Origin of the sequence: Anabaena sp. CCY 9910, assembly GCF_963920875.1 — a bacterium.
GTDB lineage: Bacteria > Cyanobacteriota > Cyanobacteriia > Cyanobacteriales > Nostocaceae > Trichormus > Trichormus variabilis.
Window position 1 is genome coordinate 72,563 of record NZ_CAWUDJ010000017.1, and the last position, 19,946, is coordinate 92,508.

Consider the following 19,946-nt stretch of genomic DNA (forward strand, 5'->3'; position numbering starts at 1 on the left):
TTTCTATCAGAAATTCCCCATTTCCACAGATACAATCAGTATTCAAGGAAACTGAATATCAATTGTCCTCTTTAACAAATTTTTGGTGTTGATTGTAATAATATATATTTCCAGCAATAGCAGCCATCACTACCCAAGAGAGAGTATTCAGCCTAAAATCAAAGAGAGTTACATCCACTGTATTGAATAATAGCCACTCTCCAAAAACAACAAGATAGCTGAAAAATATCAATTTATCTTGCTGATTTATATTGTTGGATTTCCATAAACTTTGCGAACCTGCAAACAATATCCAACTAAGCAATCCAAAAAATAAAAAAGTACTAGGTAATCCAGTTTCAGCAGAGAACATCAAAAACAAATTATGGGGATGTCCCAAATCAATGTTCATCTGAGCTTTGTAAAGGTCTGTAAAATTACGCAGTCCCCACCCTGTCCAAGGACGTTGCTGAGTCAAAGACCAAGCAAATTGCCATTGAGTTTTTCGCATCAAGGCCAGTGGTCTATCTGGATACATCTGGTCGTTTAATCTCGCCCAAAAGAAAGCAGGAACAATCTGGCGCAAAACTTGAGCGATAGGGGGAGGTGCAAAAGCTGACAGTAAGACTGTGGTGACGACAGCAGCAACGCCACCGACTAGTAAGCGCCAACCTTGATAAAGTGCAAAAGCTAAACAAGCAATAATGGCGATCGCCCACCCATTACGGGAATTAGTTAAAATCAACGCGGCAAAGTCGGCAATTACTGAGAGTGTTAGGAAAATAATCAAAGCTAGGGAATTATATTCTCCTTGCGCCCTGTGCCTTGCTTGCCGTTGTTCTAAGAGTAATCCTATACCTAGTGTGAAGGCGATCGCTAAATAAGCTGCAAAGATATTGGCGTGCATAAATAGAGCAGCCATGCGTCCTGGTGGACTACCTCCAGGTGCGATCGTCCAATCTAATAAAATCCACAAAACTTGTATTTGCAGGTTCCAGCCGAAAAATAACTGCCCAAAGCCCATAACTACGACTGGTACAGAACCAAAAACTAAAATCCAAGCTATGTGCCGTAATTGAGCAGTTGTCTGAATCAGGAAACCTAAACCTGTAAATAACAAAAAGAATGGCAGTAAATTAAACAACCCTACAAAAGCGGCTGTTTTGTCATTGGCAAAGCAGGCGGAAATAAACAGCAAAAAACTCAGCAGTGCAAATCCCCAGTTGATAGGACGGCGGATAATACTGCGGTATTGGCGTACCCAGGTTACTAACACCGCTAGCATCATGCTCACAAATCCCACAAAGGGAGTGAGGGGAAAGATTAACAGTCCTAATTGAAAGCAATTCCAAGGAAATTGGCAGTTAGGTTTGGGATGATAAAAAGCTATCTTCAAACTAGAAACCCAGGTTAATAATCACACAATCAGCGCATGAGAAAGGGGATTGAAGAAGGTCAGGGAGCAGGGACAAAGGGAAGAAATTGAATTTTGAATTTTGTTGGCGCAGCCTACTCTTCTCCTCCGGAGACGCTAAAGCGAACGAGTTCTCCTTTAGAGTACACGTAGGAAATTTTGAATTTTGTAGCTTGCTTCCCGTAGGGTATTTTGAATTTTGAATTGATTTCATCCCAGTCCCCAATCCCCAATCCCCAGTCCCTATCTTCAAGCCAATTCCCAACATTCAGCACGGGTCAGACGAATTTGGGCCAAGGCAAAAATAGTGGGGATGATCCGGCCGTAGTTTGTAGCAATGCTTCTCCAGCCTAAATCGGCGAAAAACCACGCCCACATTACCGGGCCAACAAAGGCAAACATAGTGCGGACTGCTCCATAACGGGCTGCACTCACAGTCATACCCTGACGCGCCATTTGCAATGTAACGTAGCTTTGAAACTGCGTTGTCGCTGCTTGAGAACCTTTAACTAAAGCATCTTTAGCCACTTGATAGGTAGCAAAATGGATAGCAAATTGACGGGCAATTTGTTGGAGTACAAACGGTTTAACTAGTGATGTGACAGCTAAAGCACTACCACCTTTTAACAGCAAGCCCAAGGGGTCACTTTGCAATAACAAAGGTAAAGGTTCTTTTACCTCTGTTTTCACAAGCTGACGTTGTACCTGCATAGCCAATTTTTGTTTTTCTTTTTCTGGTAATTTTTTCCAAACTTGTCCCAGCAGATGTAAAAATACTTCCGCTTCTAAATCAATTGTTGTTAAATCTTGAGAGTAAGGAATTTTTAAATACTTACAGACTTGAATTAATGCTTGACGGTAAGTTACTTGGCTTGTCCGTCCTCGTAACACTGTCACTCCATCGGCGGCTAAAAATCGAAAGCGATTTTCTAGCGAATCTAGCCAAGCTTCTCTATTTTGGCTTTGAATTTCGATTGGTTCAGGTGTCTGAACATAATCTAGGGGATTGAACTTACGACTAAACAGAATTGCTGTTAAATCCTGCAATTCTTCATCCGTTGCTAACTCCAGCGCCGCCCTCAGTTCATCCAATTTCCCTTCCTCCCTTCCATGCAGCTTTCCTGTACCCTATTCTACTATTAGCTTTCAGCAGAAATTAGTATTGGGGAGTGCTGAGTCATTAGTCCATAGTCAACAGATAATACTTCTTTCTTGCATTTCTTCCCAATCCTCAATCCCTAAAAATATGAATGACATTGTAATTATCGGTGCAGGTATCGCTGGCTTGGTTTGCGCCCAGCAATTAAGTCAGGCTGGGTATTCGGTGTTAGTTGTGGAAAAGTCCCGTGGTTTGGGGGGACGATTGGCTACACGGCGCTTGCACGGAACTTGGGCAGATCATGGAGCCTGTTATTTAAAGCCCAAGGGTGAATTATTCACGGATTTTATCAAGTTATTGCGCGATCGCCATATCCTAGAAATCTGGACAGATGAAGTTTACGAACTCCAACCCAACGCCGCACCCCGTTATGTTGCCCCTGGGGGAATGAGTGCGATCGCTAAATTTCTCGCCCAAAATTTAAATATTTTGCTCAATCAGCGTGTTACAGAAATTAACTTAACACCTGAAAACACCTGGCGTTTAACTTTAGAATCCAGTAACGAAGAATTAACAGCTAAGGCTTTAGTTATTGCTATTCCTGCACCCCAGGCTGCGATGTTGTTGACACCCTTGGGCGCAGGTGTTTTGGGTCAAGAATTTTTGACAAATTTGAGTGCTGTAGAATTTGCTCCCTGTATTAGTGCGATCGTTGGATATCCCTCTTCATCTCATCCACTACCAAACTGGAAAGCTTTCAACTTTATCGATGATGCTGTTTTGGGGTGGATGGGTTTAGATAGCAGTAAGCGTCATCAACCCCAACAACCAGTATTTGTTTTACAAAGTAGCGCCAATTTTGCCCAACTTCATTTAGAGTCTTCAGATTTACAACCCATAGGACAGCAGATGTTACACCATGCAGCCCAAACGCTAGAACTCCCTTGGTTGGGTATTCCAGAGTGGTTACAAGTACATCGTTGGCGGTATGCCTTTCCTCATATTGTTTGGCACAATCAAGTTTTAGTAGCTCAAGCTAAACTCCCTTTAGTTTGCTGTGGTGATTGGTGTGGTGGCAATCTTGCTGAAGGTGCTATGCTCTCTGGACTGGCCGCATCTGTGGAAATTAACAATTATTTAAACCAGCTAATTCTACCTGATGTGAACTTTCTCAAAGTTTTTACCTAATATTTCCATCTATCGTTAGACTGGTTTCGCAATGTAGTAAACCTCATTTTTATGAATTAGTAAATTACTGGTTAAAAATGATGTTTCACGAAATACATAGATGATGAAAAAAGCCGTGTATAAGGCACACCCAATAATCTATAGGCATCCGATTTGATGATTCTTGGTGCTGGCTGCACTTGTGCATAAATATCTAAGTATCTGTAGGGTTGGCATTGCCCACCACAAATATGATACGGTGGGCAATGCCAACCATACGTATATTTTACGTTGATCCCTAATCTTATTTAATGCGTTTTGTGTAGATTTTCGTTAAAAACTCATAAATTTGAAAAAATTAAAATATAAATAGAAAAAATTAGGCTTAGTAGTCTCTTGAGTCCTGTTTTTTAACAGCTATACTGTCCATCAGACTCTATTTCAAAGAAAGGTGTAAAACCAAATTTCTGGAAACTCACCAAAATAAAAAGTTCGTTTATGGTCGGTGTGTATATATAAAGATAGTTTCTAAATAGTTACCCGAAAAAGAGTGTTATTTAGGATCTTTCTGCTTTATACAAATCGAACCACCAAATAAATAAAAAAGGAGTTAAAAATGATTAAAACAGTAGTCAATTTAACACAACAATCAGTCTTGGGAGAGATTGAAAACGTTTTAGATACCTATCCATATCACCCTTATCAACAAGCATTTGCAATTCCTGATTTGCGCCAAGAGCTAATCGCTTTTGTTCTCAATCGTATCCCCTGCCTCTATAGCGCCATATCTGACGAACAGTTACTCATACCAAGCTGTGAGCAAGAAAGCTGGTGGAACAACAAATTACCTCGTAGTCCTTTGGAGCAGCAACAACACCTACAACGCTTGATTCACCAAGGCATTTATTCTATATTCCAAGAAAAATCAGACTGGATCAGTCACCACCTTTGTGAATCAGTACAAGTAGGCTGTGAGCCATCTCACTGGTTTGGTTAACTATTTAGTCAATAGTCATTAGTCAGTGGTCATTAGTCATTGGTGATTCAACAAAAATCTCAGACTATGGACTATTGACTATGGACTATTGACTAATTACAACTATTAGATGATTGCTGATGTAGGCAGATGCGATAGACTACGCCTTAGTGGAAGCGCACATACTCCTGCAAAGAAGCAAGCTATGCGTAGCGTCTCGAAGCGTTTGTTGATTCCCCGATGTACAAAACGCCAATTCTACATTTGAGATATCGGCAGTTGTGGAGTAGACGATATTCTAAAGAAAGCTACTCTACAAACCCTGAGGAGTGAGATAAATACCAACTTCATCACCTAAGTTGGTGACGCTCTTCTTCTGATGTTAATTCAACACTGTCTTGTAGAGAACGTTCATTTTCCTCGTACTCTTGTTGAATCATCTCAAAAACGTCAATAAGTTCACCACGAGCTTGATCCGGTGCTTTTCCCCAAGAGTGATAACCAGACATTGTTGAGATGTGTGCAACAAATGAGCCATTATCGCCAGGGCGGTTCACAGTGGTGTAGCCTTGTTGAGACTGCATGAGGATAGCCTAATGGTTGAAATTACATCTTCAGTGTAAAAGCAAAATCTCAAAAGTAGGTAAATTTAAGGGTAATATTCAACTATGGTAATCTTTTGCAGCACTTAACTAGTTTGTAATTCTGGTGTGGCCACTTGTAAAAACTCCCGTACCCGCCGCAGATAGGTAGGCGCATCTTCCAGCATAGGGAAATGTGCTGTATTGGGAATCAAGACAAACTCCACTTTGTCATTTAAGGAAGCTGCTTGTCGTCCCATCTTCGCCGGGATAATTTGATCATATTCCCCAGCTACTAATAGAGTTGGTACTTGTAACTTAGCAAACTCCTGAGGCATGACTTCAGCTTGAGCTTTACTGACAGAAGTAAAAATTGTCCCTAATGCCGTGTCATAATCGGCTACTAGAAAATCCTCTAAGAAGGCCTTGCGCTCACTTTTAGGTATAGGACGATGTAAAAATCTCGCCATAAACATTCTGTCAACAAATGGTATTTTTCCTAACCACTTGGGACGGAACTTAACTACATAACCACCAAATTTATGAAAAGCGGCGAAAGCTTTTTCGTCATATTCAAAAATACCGCTACAGGTTAATATCCCCCGTTCTACTCGTTGGGGATAGCGGTTAAAAAACATTGTGGCGACAGAAGCACCCATTGAGTGAGCGTTCACATAAACACGCTGAAGCTTTAATTCATCAAGGAGAACCACTAAATCCTCAGCGTATGCTTCTATCTCATAAGTTAACTCTTGAATGGCTTGAGATTTTTCCTGAGTAGAATTAGCCCCCGTTACAGACTCACTAGCCTGAGTAACGGTTGGTTTACCCTGGGAGCGCCCAAAACCCCGCAAATCGTATAGTAGACAATCAAATTGATCTGATAAAGCGTTAGCAGTGCTGATCCAGTATCTAGCCGAACCAGCCCAACCATGAATGAAAACCATCACAGGCTTAACTAAATCTACCGATGGTTGTTTCACCCACTCGTAATAATGCTCAACGCCACGAACATTGATATAAGGCATTTGCTCAAAGTCAATAGTCAATAGTCCAAAGTCAATAGTCAATAGTCAACAGTCTATTAACTATTGACCATTGACTCATGACTACTAAGCTGATTCTGGTTTAGGTAATGAAGAGGGGTGTACTAGCAATTCTGCGGTTGAGCGCTTCTCTACCATTTCCCTGGTGACTGTGCATCGTGTCACATCTTTACGGGATGGTAACTCGTACATCACATCTAGCATTAGTTCTTCCACAATACCCCGTAATGCTCTCGCGCCAGTTTTCCGGCGGTAGGCTTCTTGCGCGATCGCCTTGAGTGCATCTGGTTTAAAGTCTAATTGGACGTTGTCCATCTTCAGCAGTTTTTGGTACTGCTTGACTAGGGCGCTGCGTGGTTGAGTGAGAATCGCCATCAAGGCTTCTTCATCTAAAGGATCTACCACCGCTACCATTGGTACCCGGCCGATAAATTCGGGAATCATGCCAAATTTCACCAGGTCATCTGGTTCCAGGTGGCGTAGAACATCTGCTGCCCGTTTTTCTTTAGATTGCCCTTCCCCAGGCTGCACAAAGCCTATTGACTTTTTGCCTCCTCTCTGGTCTACAACCTTCTCTAAACCAACGAAGGCTCCACCACAGATAAATAAGATATTGCTGGTATCAATTTGGATGCAGTCTTGGTAAGGATGTTTCCGTCCTCCTTGGGGGGGAACATTGGCGATTGTACCTTCTAGCATTTTTAACAAAGCTTGTTGTACACCTTCGCCGGAAACGTCCCTGGTGATGGAGGGGTTTTCACTCTTGCGGGCAATTTTATCAATTTCATCAATGTAGATGATGCCACGCTGGGCTTCTTCTACATCCAAATCAGCTACTTGTAATAATCGCAGTAAGATATTTTCTACATCTTCCCCTACATACCCTGCTTCTGTGAGCGTTGTCGCATCAGCCACAGCAAAGGGGACATCGAGAATTTTGGCTAGGGTTTGGGCTAGGAGAGTTTTGCCGCAACCAGTAGGGCCGATTAAGAGAATGTTTGACTTTTGCAGTTCTACGGCATCATCAGCGCCATTTTTGCTACTACCCTTAGACTGCAATATGGCCAAGCGTTTGTAGTGGTTGTAAACAGCTACAGATAAAACTTTCTTGGCTTCATCTTGACCGATAACGTGTTCGTCTAGGTACTTTTTAATCTCTCTAGGCTTGGGTATTTGGCTCAGGGAGAGATTAGAAGAACGGGCGCGGCGTTTCTGAGGGGGTTCTGATTTTGGTGCTGGTTGCGCCGCCGCACCGCTAGTATCTAGCAACTCCTCATCTAGTATTTCATTACACAAGTCTACACATTCATCGCAGATGTAGACTCCCGGCCCTGCGATCAATTTCCGCACCTGCTCTTGAGACTTGCCACAGAAAGAACATTTTAAATGGGAGTCGTACTTAGACATACCAGCCTCTTATTTCACGATGGTGACGTTTTCCCCTGCTGTGGGAAGATTTTGTCTGGAGATGACTTGATCGATCAAACCGTAATTTTTTGCTTCTTCTGCTGACATAAAGAAGTCGCGATCGGTATCTGCTTCAATTCTTTCTAGGGGTTGACCAGTATGATTAGCCAATAACTGGTTCAACTGAGCCTTAATGTAAAGAATTTCCCGTGCTTGAATTTCTATATCAATGGCTTGACCTTGAGCGCCACCCAGGGGTTGGTGAATCATAATGCGGGAATCAGGTAGGGACATACGTTTACCTTTAGTTCCTGCGGTTAACAAAAATGCCCCCATGCTTGCTGCTAACCCAAAACATATAGTAACAACATCGGGACGGATTTGCTGAATTGTATCATAGATTGCCATGCCTGCGTAGACAGATCCACCAGGGGAGTTGATGTAGAGTTGGATATCTTTTTCTGAGTCTTCCGCGTCCAAAAACAACAACTGGGCAACAATTGTGTTGGCTACAGCATCGTCAATGGGAGTTCCTAAGAAGATAATCCGCTCTCGCAGCAGGCGGGAGTAGATGTCGAAGGCTCTTTCTCCCATACCAGATTGTTCTACGACCATTGGCACGATGTTGCCTATGCCGTTGAGGTGTGAAGACATTCCAAATCGACTTAAACTGTTGATGGAGTGATTTGCCGACTGCGATACAAGCATACGAGGACAATTGGAGATAGTTGGGACAGAGATTTTGGCAACATATAGCTGCCTTTGGGTTAATAAATGAGATTTTGATTCACCTATGTGTTAACCATTATGCCTCATCTATATTCTTCTCGTGTTACCCCCAATTAGGTGAGGGAGAGTGCAAACCATTCCATTGACTATTTTTTCCACATTTACGGTGAGTCTTGAGTAATAATTTTTCATACTCATGACTCAGCATTTATAACTTAAAAATTTCAATTTGGTGAGGGGGTGTTCTGGAGACAATGGCTGTTAACACCTGGTAGGGTGTGTTGTGGTTTGAGCCTGAAGGAGCAAAAATACATAACACACCCTACAAAATTGCCTTTTTATTCCCCTGTAGTCGATTCTGCTGTAACCTCTATGGTTTCTGCCTCAGTCTCAGGTGCAGTTATCTCAGACTCTTGGCTAGCTAATGAGCCTTCTGGTACAAGTTCAACGGTAGAATTTGCTAACAGCCAATCGATGATTTTTTCGGATAATAGCTCGTTTTCTACGATTGTATGCAATCTTTCTACGTCAATATCCTCGTCTGGGTATTGTTGCACCAATTCTGTCACCCTGGCTTGAATTTCTTCTGGGGTGACTGCAATTGATTCGCGTTTAGCAACTTCTTGCAAACCCAAAGACCGTTTAAGGCGTTCTACAGCCTCAGGGCGCGATCGCTCCCGTAACTGCGGGATAATATCCTGGGTGAATAATTTCTTCACATCCAGTCCCTGTTGCGATAGGCGCATAGCTGTTTGCGTCAGCATCGCATCTACTTCTTTCTCAATCAAGGTTTCTGGCAAATCTACTTCTATGTGCTTAACTAGTTCGCCTAACAAAGCCTCTTGCTGATTATTCTTGGTTTTGTCTTCCGCTTCTTTCTGATAACGCTCTGCCAAAGATGCGCGCAATGCTTCTAGGGTATCGAAATCGCTGACTTCTTGAGCAAAGTCGTCATTTAATTCCGGTAGTTCTTTTTCTTTAATTTCTTTGAGAGTCACCGTAAAGATTGCCGGTTTCCCTGCCAATTCTTGGTTAACGTAAGGATCTGGGAATTGAGCTGACACTTCTTTGGTGTCCCCTGGATTCATGCCCACGATGCCAGTTACGAAACCAGGAATAAATTTATCTTCCTGTAATTCTACCTGGAAATCGCTAGCGTCACCGCCAGGAATGGGTTCTGGTTCGGCATTTTCGTCATCACCTCCAGCTTTGGCGATTACACCTTTAAAGTCCACTACAGCCACGTCACCAATTTGGGCGGCTCTTCCTTCTACGGGAATTAATGTCGCCAATTCTTGACGTTCTTTTTCTAAAACTTCATCAACCCGCGCTGGATCATACTTGATTTCTTCGGCTTTGGCTTCTAAACCTGTGTACTGTACTAGGTTAATTTCTGGCTCTACATCCACCGCCGCAGTAAAAGTCAGGGGCTGTCCTGGTTCGTAACTATTAATTAAATCATCGAAAGATGAGCGCAGGCGTGGTTGACCAATTGCGGCAATGGATTCTTGTTTGATTGCTTGCTCTATCCCATCTTGCAGCAATTCTTCCAGGGCTGCGGCTTTGATGTGAGTTTTACCTAGACGCTGTAATAATACTTGTCTTGGTACTTTGCCTTTACGAAACCCAGGAATGTTAACGGTTCTGGATAAATTTTTAATTACCTGTTCGTAAGTTTTTTGCGTAATTTCTGGTGTAATCTCTATTTCCAGACCAATTTGGCTGGCGGGAAGTTTTTCCTGGGTAACTTTCATGCTTCGTCTCTAAATTTTGGGGGTTTGTGACTCCAAGTACATACAAGATGCGATTAACTAAAGTGAGTGCTGGGTTTTGGGTTCTGAATTCTGAGCAAGATTTCTTATTCAGTCATCTTTACTGGGAACTTTTCCAGGAGAACTTGCTTGGCACTTGTAACTTTGCATCGCTTCTGTGATTTGATGTTTCTTGGTGATAAGTGGGAAGTGTCTACAAGGCAGATTTCTAGGCCTACAGTAGATATCCAGTTTACTGCTAATGGCAAAAAACTTGACGCTTTAGTGCTATAACTTTACCGAAAGAGTCATAGTTAACCTACCGCATCAGTTCTATAGGACTATTATCGTGATATCCTGGTTTTCACAAACAACAAACCAATAGCCTGTATCCTATAATAAAACGCCAAGTTTGTTTATTGTCCAAGCGTTAACGCCTTCACAGTAAACTAGTCTTGGGTTGTTAGATGGACTATTTTAGATGAACTCTAGCCACAAGGACAAAGAGCTGGAGAACTTTACATTGGTACTTTTGGATTTTTTCTGTCTACAAAAGACAGGGTGTGTAGCAAAAAACCAGTTTACAATTCAAAGTTGTTTGGTTGGACTGACTTCGTTGACATTGAATCATAGTACATTACTCATCAAGCTAACCCACATCACAGACAGGTGTGATTGTCTCCCAGAGTGAATTTTGTATATCATCTTGAAAACATAACTCTTCTCTATATTTTTCTCTGCAATAGAGATTTATTGTATAATGGGGTTAATTTTTTAATTAAGCAGTGAATTTAAGCAAAAATTGCTGTGAGAACCTGCATTTATTAAAGTTATGTAAACTTTAAAATCAGATTACCTAATTTAAGAAATATCGCTAAAAATCAGGAAAGTTTGCACTCAATATTTGATTATTCTTATTTTCAAAGACTGGATAAATTATAAATCTGTAAGAAACCACCAAAAACTTAACCGTAACCTCTGAGGAAGGAGGATTTTAGTTTGTCTAAAACGTATCGTGTAGCTATTTTGGGAGCAACTGGTGCTGTCGGCACAGAGTTGCTGGAGTTGTTGGAAAGCCGTAATTTTCCGGTGGCGGAACTAAAATTATTGGCATCAGAAAGGAGCGTAGGCCGATCGCTCCCTTTTAAAGGTGAAAATATAATAGTCGAGGCAGTGAGCGATCGCGCCTTGGAAAATGTTGATATAGTTTTAGCCAGCGCTGGTGGTTCCACATCCAAAGCTTGGGCATCTGTAGCAGTGGAAAAAGGTGCCGTAGTTATTGATAACTCCAGTGCCTTCCGCATGAACCCAGATGTTCCCCTGATTGTGCCAGAGGTGAACCCCCAAGCCGCCGCCGACCACAAAGGCATCATTGCCAACCCCAACTGCACCACTATTTTGATGACCTTGGCTGTATGGCCACTACATCAAGTTAGACCAGTGCAACGTATTGTGGCAGCAACTTACCAGTCTGCTAGTGGTGCAGGTGCTAAAGCAATGGCAGAAGTGAAAACCCAAAGCAGCGCCATCTTGAGAGGTGAGGAACCAGTCGCCGAAGTATTACCTTACCCCTTAGCGTTTAATTTATTTCCCCATAACTCTCCCTTGACAGATTCGGGGTATTGTGAGGAAGAGTTGAAAATGGTCAACGAAACCCGCAAAATCTTTGGTACACAAGAAATTAGAATTACAGCTACTTGTGTACGGGTTCCCGTACTACGTGCCCACTCAGAAGCAATTAATCTAGAGTTCGCAGAACCATTTTCTCCAGACGAAGCAAGAGAAATTTTAAGTCACGCACCTGGAGTAAAATTATTGGAAGATTGGGGAAAAAATTACTTCCCCATGCCCATTGAAGCTAGTGGTCGTGATGAAGTTTTAGTAGGGAGAATCCGCCAAGATATTTCTCACCCTTGTGGTTTAGAACTCTGGCTTTGTGGCGACCAAATTCGTAAAGGCGCAGCATTGAACGCGGTACAAATAGCCGAGTTGTTGGTAGAAAAGAATTTACTCCAACCTACAAAAGCTTATGTTGCTAGGTAGTCAGTGGTCATTGGTCATTGGTCAGTGGTCAGTAGCCATCATGAACTGCATCAGGGATGGGGGATTAGGGACTAGGAACTCAGCACAGGCTACACGCCCCAAAACCGCTCAAACGCAGCTATGCCCACAGGGCTTTACAGCACTCTTTCCAGTCAGTAGCTAGCAAGAAGCAACTGACCACCTTTGACCGAAGACTATTAGCAGTTAACTGGCAACTAACAACTAACAACTGACCACTGACAAACATAAAGGAGTAACAAAAGGGTGGGAGATTTTGGCACAGTTTTAACCGCTATGATTACACCGTTCAAAGCGGACGGGAGTGTTAACTATGCTGTAGCGGCAGAACTAGCAGCGCATTTAGTTGACAATGGTACAGACACATTGGTTGTGTGTGGTACAACTGGAGAATCACCCACCTTGAGTTGGGATGAAGAATACAATTTATTTGTAGAAGTTTTACAGACAGTAGCAGGCAAAGCCAAGGTAATAGCTGGATGTGGTTCCAATTCCACCAAAGAAGCGATCGCAGCTACGCAAAAAGCAGCTAAAATAGGAGTACATGGTACTTTACAAGTTGTACCTTACTACAACAAACCGCCACAAGCCGGACTGTATCAGCACTTTCAGGCGATAGCGCAAGCCTGCCCAGACTTACCGCTATTGTTATACAACGTTCCTGGTCGTACTGGTCAAAATCTCAGTCCAGAGACAGTTGTGCGGTTAGCCGAAATCGACAATATTATTGGTGTTAAAGAAGCTAGTGGCAATCTCGACCAAGCGGGTGAAATCCGTCGCTCGACACCAAAAGAATTCCAGATTTACGCTGGAGATGATTCGTTAACCTTGCCCTTGTTAGCGATAGGGGCAAAGGGCGTAGTTAGTGTAGCTTCCCATCTGGTAGGGAACCAACTACAACAGATGATTCAAGCTTTTAATTCCGGGCAAGTGACAGTCGCCAGTGATATTCATCTTCGACTCTTGCCGTTGTTTAAAGCTTTATTTATCACTACAAATCCGATTCCCATTAAACAAGCACTAAAACTTCAAGGTTGGGAGGTTGGTTCAACCCGTCCGCCCCTAAGTGATGCGGATGCAGAAGTCAGTCAAAAACTAGAAGCAGTAATGAAACATCTCAATTTAATCTAATCACTCATATCTCAGGACTAGTTAAATTCTATTTGTCAAAACTGTATATCTATAACTAATGGGGTTTATTAGAAAAATCTGATGATTAAAGTTTTATTACCGCCCAGCTTCTAATACTCTGAAAATTTGTGCTAAAACCTAATAAATATACAATGAATTTTTCAACTTAAAATTCCTTTTTATTGAATCAGAAACTGCACATTTAATCAAAATTTGGCTGCTTGTGAAAAGTAGGCTCATGTTTGTCATTCCTAAAAGAAGCTGAATTTGCAAATTTACTTAAAGTCTAAAACAACAAACAACAATCTCAGGAGAAAATGGCTAAAAACGAAACTAATGCTGGCCTAAAAATTATTCCCTTAGGCGGTTTACATGAAATTGGTAAAAACACCTGTGTTTTTGAATATGATGATGAAATCATTCTTTTAGATGCAGGTTTGGCTTTCCCCACAGAGGCGATGCACGGAGTAAATATCGTTCTGCCAGATATGACTTATCTGCGTGAAAATCGCCACAAAATCAAAGGTATGGTTGTTACCCACGGCCATGAAGATCATATCGGTGGGATTGCTTTTCACCTCAAACAATTTGACATTCCAGTAATTTACGGCCCTAGACTAGCAATGGCAATGCTAGAAGGTAAATTAGAAGAAGCTGGAGTACGCGATCGCACAGAATTAAGAAAAGTTTTACCCCGTGATGTTGTACGCATTGGTAAATCATTTTTTGTCGAGTACATCCGCAACACCCACTCCATTGCTGATAGCTTCACCGTTGCCATTCACACTCCTTTAGGTGTCGTCATTCACACCGGAGACTTCAAATTTGACCACACCCCAGTTGATGGCGAAAAATTCGACCTGCAACGCCTTGCAGAACACGGCGAAAAAGGTGTACTTTGTCTGTTGAGTGATTCCACTAACTCGGAAGTCCCAGGCTTCACCCCTTCAGAAGCATCAGTTTTTCCCAATCTAGATAGAGTTTTTAGTCAAGCGGAAGGACGGCTATTCGTCACCACCTTTGCTTCCAGCGTCCATCGCATCAACATGATTTTGCAACTGGCGAAAAAGCATAACCGCGTTGTCACAGTTGTTGGGCGTTCCATGCTGAACTTAATTGCCCACGCCCGTAATTTGGGTTACATCAAGTGTGAAGATAACCTGTTGCAGCCCTTGCACATGGTACGCAATCTGCCAGATGATAATGTTCTGGTTCTCACCACTGGTTCCCAAGGTGAAACAATGGCAGCCATGACCAGGATTGCCAACAAAGAACACCCCCATATTAAAATCCGCCAAGGTGATACTGTTGTCTTCTCAGCTAACCCAATTCCAGGGAATACAATTGCTGTAGTCAATACCATTGACAAATTGATGCAGCAAGGGGCAAAAGTGGTCTATGGAAGAGACCAAGGGATTCACGTTTCGGGTCACGGCTGTCAGGAAGACCAAAAGCTGATGATTGCCTTAACTCGACCAAAATTCTTTGTCCCAGTCCACGGTGAACATCGGATGTTGGTGAAACATTCCCAAACTGCCCAGAAGTCAGGCATTCCCGCCGAGAATATGGTAATTATTCAAAATGGGGATATCATCGAACTGACGGAAGACTCAATTCGTGTCGCCGGGAAAGTTCAATCTGGTATCGAGTTGGTGGACACTACAAGCTCTGGAATGGTCAGTGCCAAAGTACTGCAAGAACGTCAACGCATGGCAGAGGAAGGACTGGTAACTATTGCAGCTGCTATTGATTGGCAAGGTAAATTGTTGGCTAAACCAGAAATTCACCTGCGTGGTGTTGTTACTAGTGTAGAGCGATCGCTCTTACAAAAATGGGTACAACAGCGTATTGAAGAAATTTTGGGTGTGCGTTGGTCAGAGTTTGCGACTTCTGAAGGTGAACAGCCTGAGATTGATTGGGGTGGTTTGCAGGGAACTTTAGAGCGCGAGTTGCAACGTTCTATTCGTCGTGAGTTGCAATGTCAGCCATCGGTGACTTTATTGATGCAAATTCCTGATGAGCCACCTGTGAAGGTTGCTGATGGTAGAAGGCGGCGGACTCGCACAGCTGCTCAAGTAGCTTCTTAGAGAGTATTCAGGGGTAAAGCTCACGCAAAGGTGCAAAGACGCAAAGGCTCGTAAGGTGTCTTTGCGTTTTGCTGTGGGATATTAGGCGTATACAAGTTCTCTGTAGAGCGAGACTATATCCAAAAAACCTGTCTTAGAGAATATTGGATTGTTGACCCTCTAAAAAATATAGTTACTGTCTGTTTACTAGAGAAAGGTAGTTATCCGCAAACTGTATTTATGGAAAATCAACAGATTATTTCTACCTTATTTCCAGCATTAACTTTTACTGTTCAGCAAACACTTTCAACCTAAGTTAACCCACAAATAGGTAATTATTAAAGTGCATATTGTTAGTGGTACGCCAAAACGTAAATGCTCTAAAAATGTAAGCTTGTAACCTAAATCGGCAGCAGCTTCTACAGTAATGAGATTGGCAACTGCACCAAATAAAGTTAAATTACCTGCTAGAGTTGAACCTGCTGCTAGTAATAGCCAAGATTTGGTATCATCTGGGGAGATTAACGGTTGCAATAACAGTACAGCCGGAACATTAGAAATCAAGTTAGATAAAACAACTGTCACACCCAATAAACTTGCAGCAGAGTTGATGACATGGGTAAATGGCTGTAATAGATTCAATTTTTGGGTAGCTTTCGTCAAAATAAACAGTCCCGAAAACATCACCAAAAGATTCCAATCTACCTTTTTTAAAACTCGTTGTGGTTTAATTCTTCTAGTAATTAAAAGTAAACTAGCTGCAACTAGGGCTGACTGTGCTAAAGGTAAGCCGATAGTAAAAGCAATAAGTAAACCTGTAGTAATAACTAATGTTTTATTAAATAAAGGTTTAAATATTCTTTGGTTGTTGATGGGTACAACTTGGCAAGGTTTAGCTGAACGGACATCTGGGTAAAGTAGCCACAGTAATCCTACCTGAATTATTAAGCCGATAAAAGCAACGGGAGCTAAGATACGCAAAAATTCTAGGTAGGGAATCCCAGAAAAAGATCCTATCAAGATATTTTGGGGATTACCGCTTAGGGTAGCCACAGAGCCTATATTAGTTGCTCCGGCGATCGCTAGTAAATAGGGAATTGGATTTAAACTCAAGGCTTGAGCCAGACTCAAAGTCAAAGGCGTGAAGACTAGCGCCAAAGTATCGTTCAGGAAAAAGGCGGAGAGAATACCGCTACCAAAGGTTAAAGCAATCAACAAACCTAAAGGACTACGGGTAAAACTCAACAACACAGCTAAAGCACGCCGGAAAAACCCTGCATAGGATAAGTTGGCGTTGACTACCATCATACTTAACAGAAATACGATGGTATTTGGGTCAATTGCCTGCCAAGCTTCCTGTAAATTCAGTACACCAAAGGCAATTAAAAAGGTAGAGCCAACTAAGGCAATGGTGGCGCGGTTCATCCGTAAGCCTGGAATGTAGCCCAAGGCTAAACCCAGGTATGTCAGCCCTATTACGCCATAAATGGCAAATTGGATGAGAATCACTGTTTTTACTGCATGACTGTAAGTGCTAATAGTTTCTACAGTAACGCCGTGTGCAATTTTCTCTCAGACCTAACCCCCAACCCCTTCCCTACCAGGGAAGGGGAGTAAGATTCAAAGTAGAGACGTTGCATGCAACGTCTCTACAGTTTCAGGAGAGAGGTACCCTGCGGGTAGGCTTACGCCATTGTAAGATAAGCCAGCTATGGAGAGGGGTTTTAAGAATAAGTCGCACATCGCGTACAGTACTTAGCCAACAATAAAACTATTTCCGTATAAATATTCTTTTACTAGCAAAAATACTTGTGTTAACCTTTGTGAAGATTACCGCAAATTCCACCCTAGTACAGATGTCTTCACTAAAATTTAAACTGTGTCAAGTTATGAATAAGATCGGATGATCACACTACCACTTCCGAGAAAATTGCGATTAACTTGACGTAGTAATAAGTTGTGTTCTGGCTTCAGTACTCTTCCTGAATTAACGTTATATCGCTTTTTATGAGCGTTTTTTCCCGACAAGCTAGTTATCACACTGTATAAGTTCATCGGAAAGGTGAATACCCTCATATAAAAAGAGGCATTAAACATGAAGGTATTTGATAATACCACAAAAAAGCTTTTAGTTGCAAGCTGGGTTTGGATAAGTCACACAGAAGTTAACAATACTCCTTTAGCCCAGTTGCAGACTTCTCCGTCTCGGTCAGGTTGGGACATTCTCAGACCCTTAAGACGCTACTTAGACAGCATTGAAGTGAGCGATCGCTTATTAGCTCACCGCCTATGTCAACTAATTCCTGCTCAATGTCCGTTTGAACGCGACATCAATTTATTTGGCAAAACTCTGCTGCACATTCCGCCATTGTGCAAACTCAACCCTCTATATGAAGAAGTCGTTAGCTTGCGTTTTCGGGCGCTGTGCTATTTAGCTGATGAATGCGGCGAGGATGTATCGCAGTATTGTTAGTCAATAGTCAATAGTCAATAGTCAATGGTCAATAGTCAATAGTCGATAATTAGAAGCTAAAAATGACGGTTTTGAACTATGGATTATGGAGTCTTTTTCCGGGCTTCCCATTTCTGGATGGCTTCTTGAGCATCTTCGTAGACAGTTGTTCCTTCGGGGACTAAGGTAGCGGTTGCAATTGCAGCACTAAAATTTTCTTGATCGGCGCGATTTTTAGCGAGGTCAAGAATTTTTTGACTCCATTGATTAATAGATATTTGTGCCAAATCAAAGCCTGGTTGCCCTTGGGGTACTCTTTTAGCTACTTCGATGGCACGGTTATAAGTGGAAGCTTGCCCTTGTTTAATTAAAGCGTTGGCGGCATCTATCAGAGTTTGATTAGCTAGAAACTGTTTGGCTTCTGAGCGCCACTGGGCAATTGTGGTTTGAGCTTGGGGATAGAGTGTTTCGTCTTTGGGAATTAATTTAGCAGCTGCGATCGCATTGGCATATTGTCTTTGTTTGGCGCGACCTTCTGCTAAATCGAGAATCATCCGACTCCAAATCTTAATATTTTCCTGGGCTTGTTCGTAGAGTGGTTCGCCTGGTTTGATTTTCTTTGCAGTGGCGATCGCCAAACTGAGATCGCTAGCTTGAGTCTGTCTCAAAGACATTTTGGCTAGGTCTAATACAGCTTGATTACGTTTTTTTGATTCAGAAATAGGCGCAATTTGGGCAGTTGATTGATTCTTTGGTCGATTGAGTGGAGCTAACTTGGCAACTGGACGAGGAGTTGAGGGAGTTTTGATGATTTGTGAATCACTGGTAGCGGTAGGTAGTTGCTGTCTCGCTCTTAAAACTCTGGCTTGATTACGCAGGAGAATAATAGAAATTAAGGCTACAACCACCATAGTTCCGCCTCCCCACAGCAAAAACTGTCTCCATAATGGAGGCTCTGGCTTATTGCTTGGTAGCCGAGAGATATAGGGTTGGGGAGCATTGGGGATGAACCTCCCGCCTGTTTCTTCCTCGTCGGGTATTGGTGGTTGGTATGGTTGGGGAAAGTCAGTATTTATGGGAAATGGCTGTCTATCTAAGGTGATGGTGGGTGATTTGCCATTACCGTTAGTTTCCAGCCTGGGAGAATCTTCCCATTTCCCAAATTTTGGGGGCTTGGAGGTTGTTCTAGGGGATTCTCCCAAAGATGGTGCTGTTAAGGCTACAGCAAAACTTTCTTCTGAAAAAATAAGAGGTTCGGCTTCAGAAGGTTCTAGGGTACTAGGTACGGCGGCGCTCAGTTCAGTTTCAGGGTTGTTGGTTGTTTCTACTGGGGGTAAAATTGCCTGTTCATCAAAGGGGATAAAGGCTACAGGATTTTGTGTAGGTCGCCAGTAATGCTGAGATAATTCGGGAGTCAAAACACTTAAGTATTTTTCTAGTTCCCCTAAATTACTGCCGTAACCAGAACGCAAGGCTGATAATAATGCGCCTGTAAATATGCCGTGGCCTAGCTCTCTACTTTCCTGGGAAAACTGGTCTGGCTGACAGGAAAGAATGGTAGCCAGTTGTAGTTCTTCGGCTAGTTCGATGATTTCTTTACCTACGGGAGTATCCCCAAGGCTTGCAGAAGCACGATTGATATCAAATAGCAGCAAAACATTGAGGTTAGCTAGCTGCAAACTTTGCATCAGCGATCGCACTTCTATGCCAGTTTCTTCTACTAGCTTGGGGTCGCCTTCTGTGGGCATTAAATAATCTCTGCCGTTGTAATTAACCCCATAACCGCTAAAGAAGAACCATAAATGGTCTTCTGGTTGCCAACAGGCTGCGGCTAAGTCTTCTAGCAACAGCAATATATTTTCTTTAGTTGGATAAGTATCTCTATCGTCAATTGGTGGCGATGTATCCGTCATGAGCAAGCAGCGTTGGTTGACAAAACCTGCTTGATGAACCAAAAAGTCCTTTAGCGCCTCGGCATCGGCTTGGGCGCAGCGTAAAGGTTGAAATAATTGATATTGATTAACGCCTATGGCGATCGCCCAGTAGTTTGCCATCCCGCTCTTTGTAGGTTGTTGTGTGCTTGCCTA

General features: G+C 42.5%; 16 protein-coding genes. 7 read left to right on the top strand and 9 right to left on the bottom strand.

The window, feature by feature from the left end:
- Nucleotides 1-58: 58 nt before the first annotated feature.
- Both ACM5QX_RS14630 and ACM5QX_RS14635 read right to left on the bottom strand, forming a co-directional pair.
- Complete coding sequence (locus ACM5QX_RS14630) at nucleotides 59-1,375, bottom strand: O-antigen ligase family protein (protein WP_414754186.1); 1,317 nt, start codon at nucleotides 1,373-1,375, stop codon at nucleotides 59-61.
- A 267-nt stretch (nucleotides 1,376-1,642) separates the two neighbouring features.
- Nucleotides 1,643-2,485, bottom strand: coding sequence for a YaaW family protein (locus ACM5QX_RS14635; RefSeq protein ID WP_011320310.1), 843 nt, complete (start codon nucleotides 2,483-2,485; stop codon nucleotides 1,643-1,645).
- A gap of 154 nt (nucleotides 2,486-2,639) precedes the next feature.
- On the opposite strand from ACM5QX_RS14635, the gene ACM5QX_RS14640 reads away from it, so the two are divergent.
- The gene (locus ACM5QX_RS14640) at nucleotides 2,640-3,680 is read left to right on the top strand and encodes an NAD(P)/FAD-dependent oxidoreductase (RefSeq protein ID WP_414754187.1); all 1,041 of its coding nucleotides are present in this window, start codon (nucleotides 2,640-2,642) and stop codon (nucleotides 3,678-3,680) included.
- A gap of 598 nt (nucleotides 3,681-4,278) precedes the next feature.
- A complete protein-coding gene (locus tag ACM5QX_RS14645; protein WP_190449806.1) occupies nucleotides 4,279-4,656 on the top strand; it encodes a hypothetical protein in 378 nt (125 codons plus the stop codon).
- Between the two features lie 329 nt (nucleotides 4,657-4,985).
- Here the strand turns inward: ACM5QX_RS14645 and ACM5QX_RS14650 are convergent, their stop codons facing one another.
- The 5 genes from ACM5QX_RS14650 to tig all read right to left on the bottom strand — a co-directional run bounded on the left by ACM5QX_RS14650 (nucleotide 4,986) and on the right by tig (nucleotide 10,152).
- On the bottom strand, nucleotides 4,986-5,219 hold the full coding sequence (locus ACM5QX_RS14650; RefSeq protein WP_414754188.1) for a hypothetical protein: 234 nt from the start codon (nucleotides 5,217-5,219) through the stop codon (nucleotides 4,986-4,988).
- Nucleotides 5,220-5,323: 104 nt separating this feature from the next.
- Nucleotides 5,324-6,244 (bottom strand): alpha/beta fold hydrolase, encoded by a 921-nt coding sequence (locus tag ACM5QX_RS14655; protein WP_414754224.1) that lies wholly within the window; start codon nucleotides 6,242-6,244, stop codon nucleotides 5,324-5,326.
- Between the two features lie 84 nt (nucleotides 6,245-6,328).
- On the bottom strand, nucleotides 6,329-7,669 hold the full coding sequence (gene clpX / locus ACM5QX_RS14660; RefSeq protein ID WP_011320315.1) for an ATP-dependent protease ATP-binding subunit ClpX: 1,341 nt from the start codon (nucleotides 7,667-7,669) through the stop codon (nucleotides 6,329-6,331).
- Between the two features lie 9 nt (nucleotides 7,670-7,678).
- The gene (gene clpP / locus ACM5QX_RS14665) at nucleotides 7,679-8,377 is read right to left on the bottom strand and encodes an ATP-dependent Clp endopeptidase proteolytic subunit ClpP (RefSeq protein WP_010997826.1); all 699 of its coding nucleotides are present in this window, start codon (nucleotides 8,375-8,377) and stop codon (nucleotides 7,679-7,681) included.
- 359 nt (nucleotides 8,378-8,736) lie between these two features.
- The gene (gene tig, locus ACM5QX_RS14670; protein ID WP_414754189.1) at nucleotides 8,737-10,152 is read right to left on the bottom strand and encodes a trigger factor; all 1,416 of its coding nucleotides are present in this window, start codon (nucleotides 10,150-10,152) and stop codon (nucleotides 8,737-8,739) included.
- A gap of 147 nt (nucleotides 10,153-10,299) precedes the next feature.
- Here tig and ACM5QX_RS14675 point away from each other — a divergent pair, with 147 nt between their 5' ends.
- The 4 genes from ACM5QX_RS14675 (at nucleotide 10,300) to ACM5QX_RS14690 (ending at nucleotide 15,428) form a co-directional block, all read left to right on the top strand.
- Nucleotides 10,300-10,443 (top strand): hypothetical protein, encoded by a 144-nt coding sequence (locus ACM5QX_RS14675; RefSeq protein ID WP_153228386.1) that lies wholly within the window; start codon nucleotides 10,300-10,302, stop codon nucleotides 10,441-10,443.
- A 705-nt stretch (nucleotides 10,444-11,148) separates the two neighbouring features.
- Entirely contained in the window at nucleotides 11,149-12,192 is a 1,044-nt protein-coding gene (locus ACM5QX_RS14680; protein WP_414754190.1) for an aspartate-semialdehyde dehydrogenase, read from the top strand.
- A 264-nt stretch (nucleotides 12,193-12,456) separates the two neighbouring features.
- A complete protein-coding gene (gene dapA, locus ACM5QX_RS14685) occupies nucleotides 12,457-13,341 on the top strand; it encodes a 4-hydroxy-tetrahydrodipicolinate synthase (RefSeq protein WP_011320318.1) in 885 nt (294 codons plus the stop codon).
- Nucleotides 13,342-13,658: 317 nt separating this feature from the next.
- Entirely contained in the window at nucleotides 13,659-15,428 is a 1,770-nt protein-coding gene (locus ACM5QX_RS14690) for a ribonuclease J (protein ID WP_190567329.1), read from the top strand.
- Nucleotides 15,429-15,713: 285 nt separating this feature from the next.
- Here ACM5QX_RS14690 and ACM5QX_RS14695 read toward each other — a convergent pair whose 3' ends face one another.
- Nucleotides 15,714-16,916, bottom strand: a complete 1,203-nt coding sequence (locus ACM5QX_RS14695; protein ID WP_414754191.1) for an anion transporter — start codon at nucleotides 16,914-16,916, stop codon at nucleotides 15,714-15,716.
- A 586-nt stretch (nucleotides 16,917-17,502) separates the two neighbouring features.
- Between ACM5QX_RS14695 and ACM5QX_RS14700 the strand changes: the two genes are divergently transcribed.
- Nucleotides 17,503-17,880 carry a Mo-dependent nitrogenase C-terminal domain-containing protein gene (locus ACM5QX_RS14700; RefSeq protein WP_414754192.1) on the top strand — a complete coding sequence of 126 codons (378 nt, stop codon included), beginning with the start codon at nucleotides 17,503-17,505 and terminating at the stop codon, nucleotides 17,878-17,880.
- 83 nt (nucleotides 17,881-17,963) lie between these two features.
- Here the strand turns inward: ACM5QX_RS14700 and ACM5QX_RS14705 are convergent, their stop codons facing one another.
- Nucleotides 17,964-19,913 carry a caspase family protein gene (locus tag ACM5QX_RS14705; protein ID WP_414754193.1) on the bottom strand — a complete coding sequence of 650 codons (1,950 nt, stop codon included), beginning with the start codon at nucleotides 19,911-19,913 and terminating at the stop codon, nucleotides 17,964-17,966.
- Between the last annotated feature and the right edge of the window lie 33 nt (nucleotides 19,914-19,946).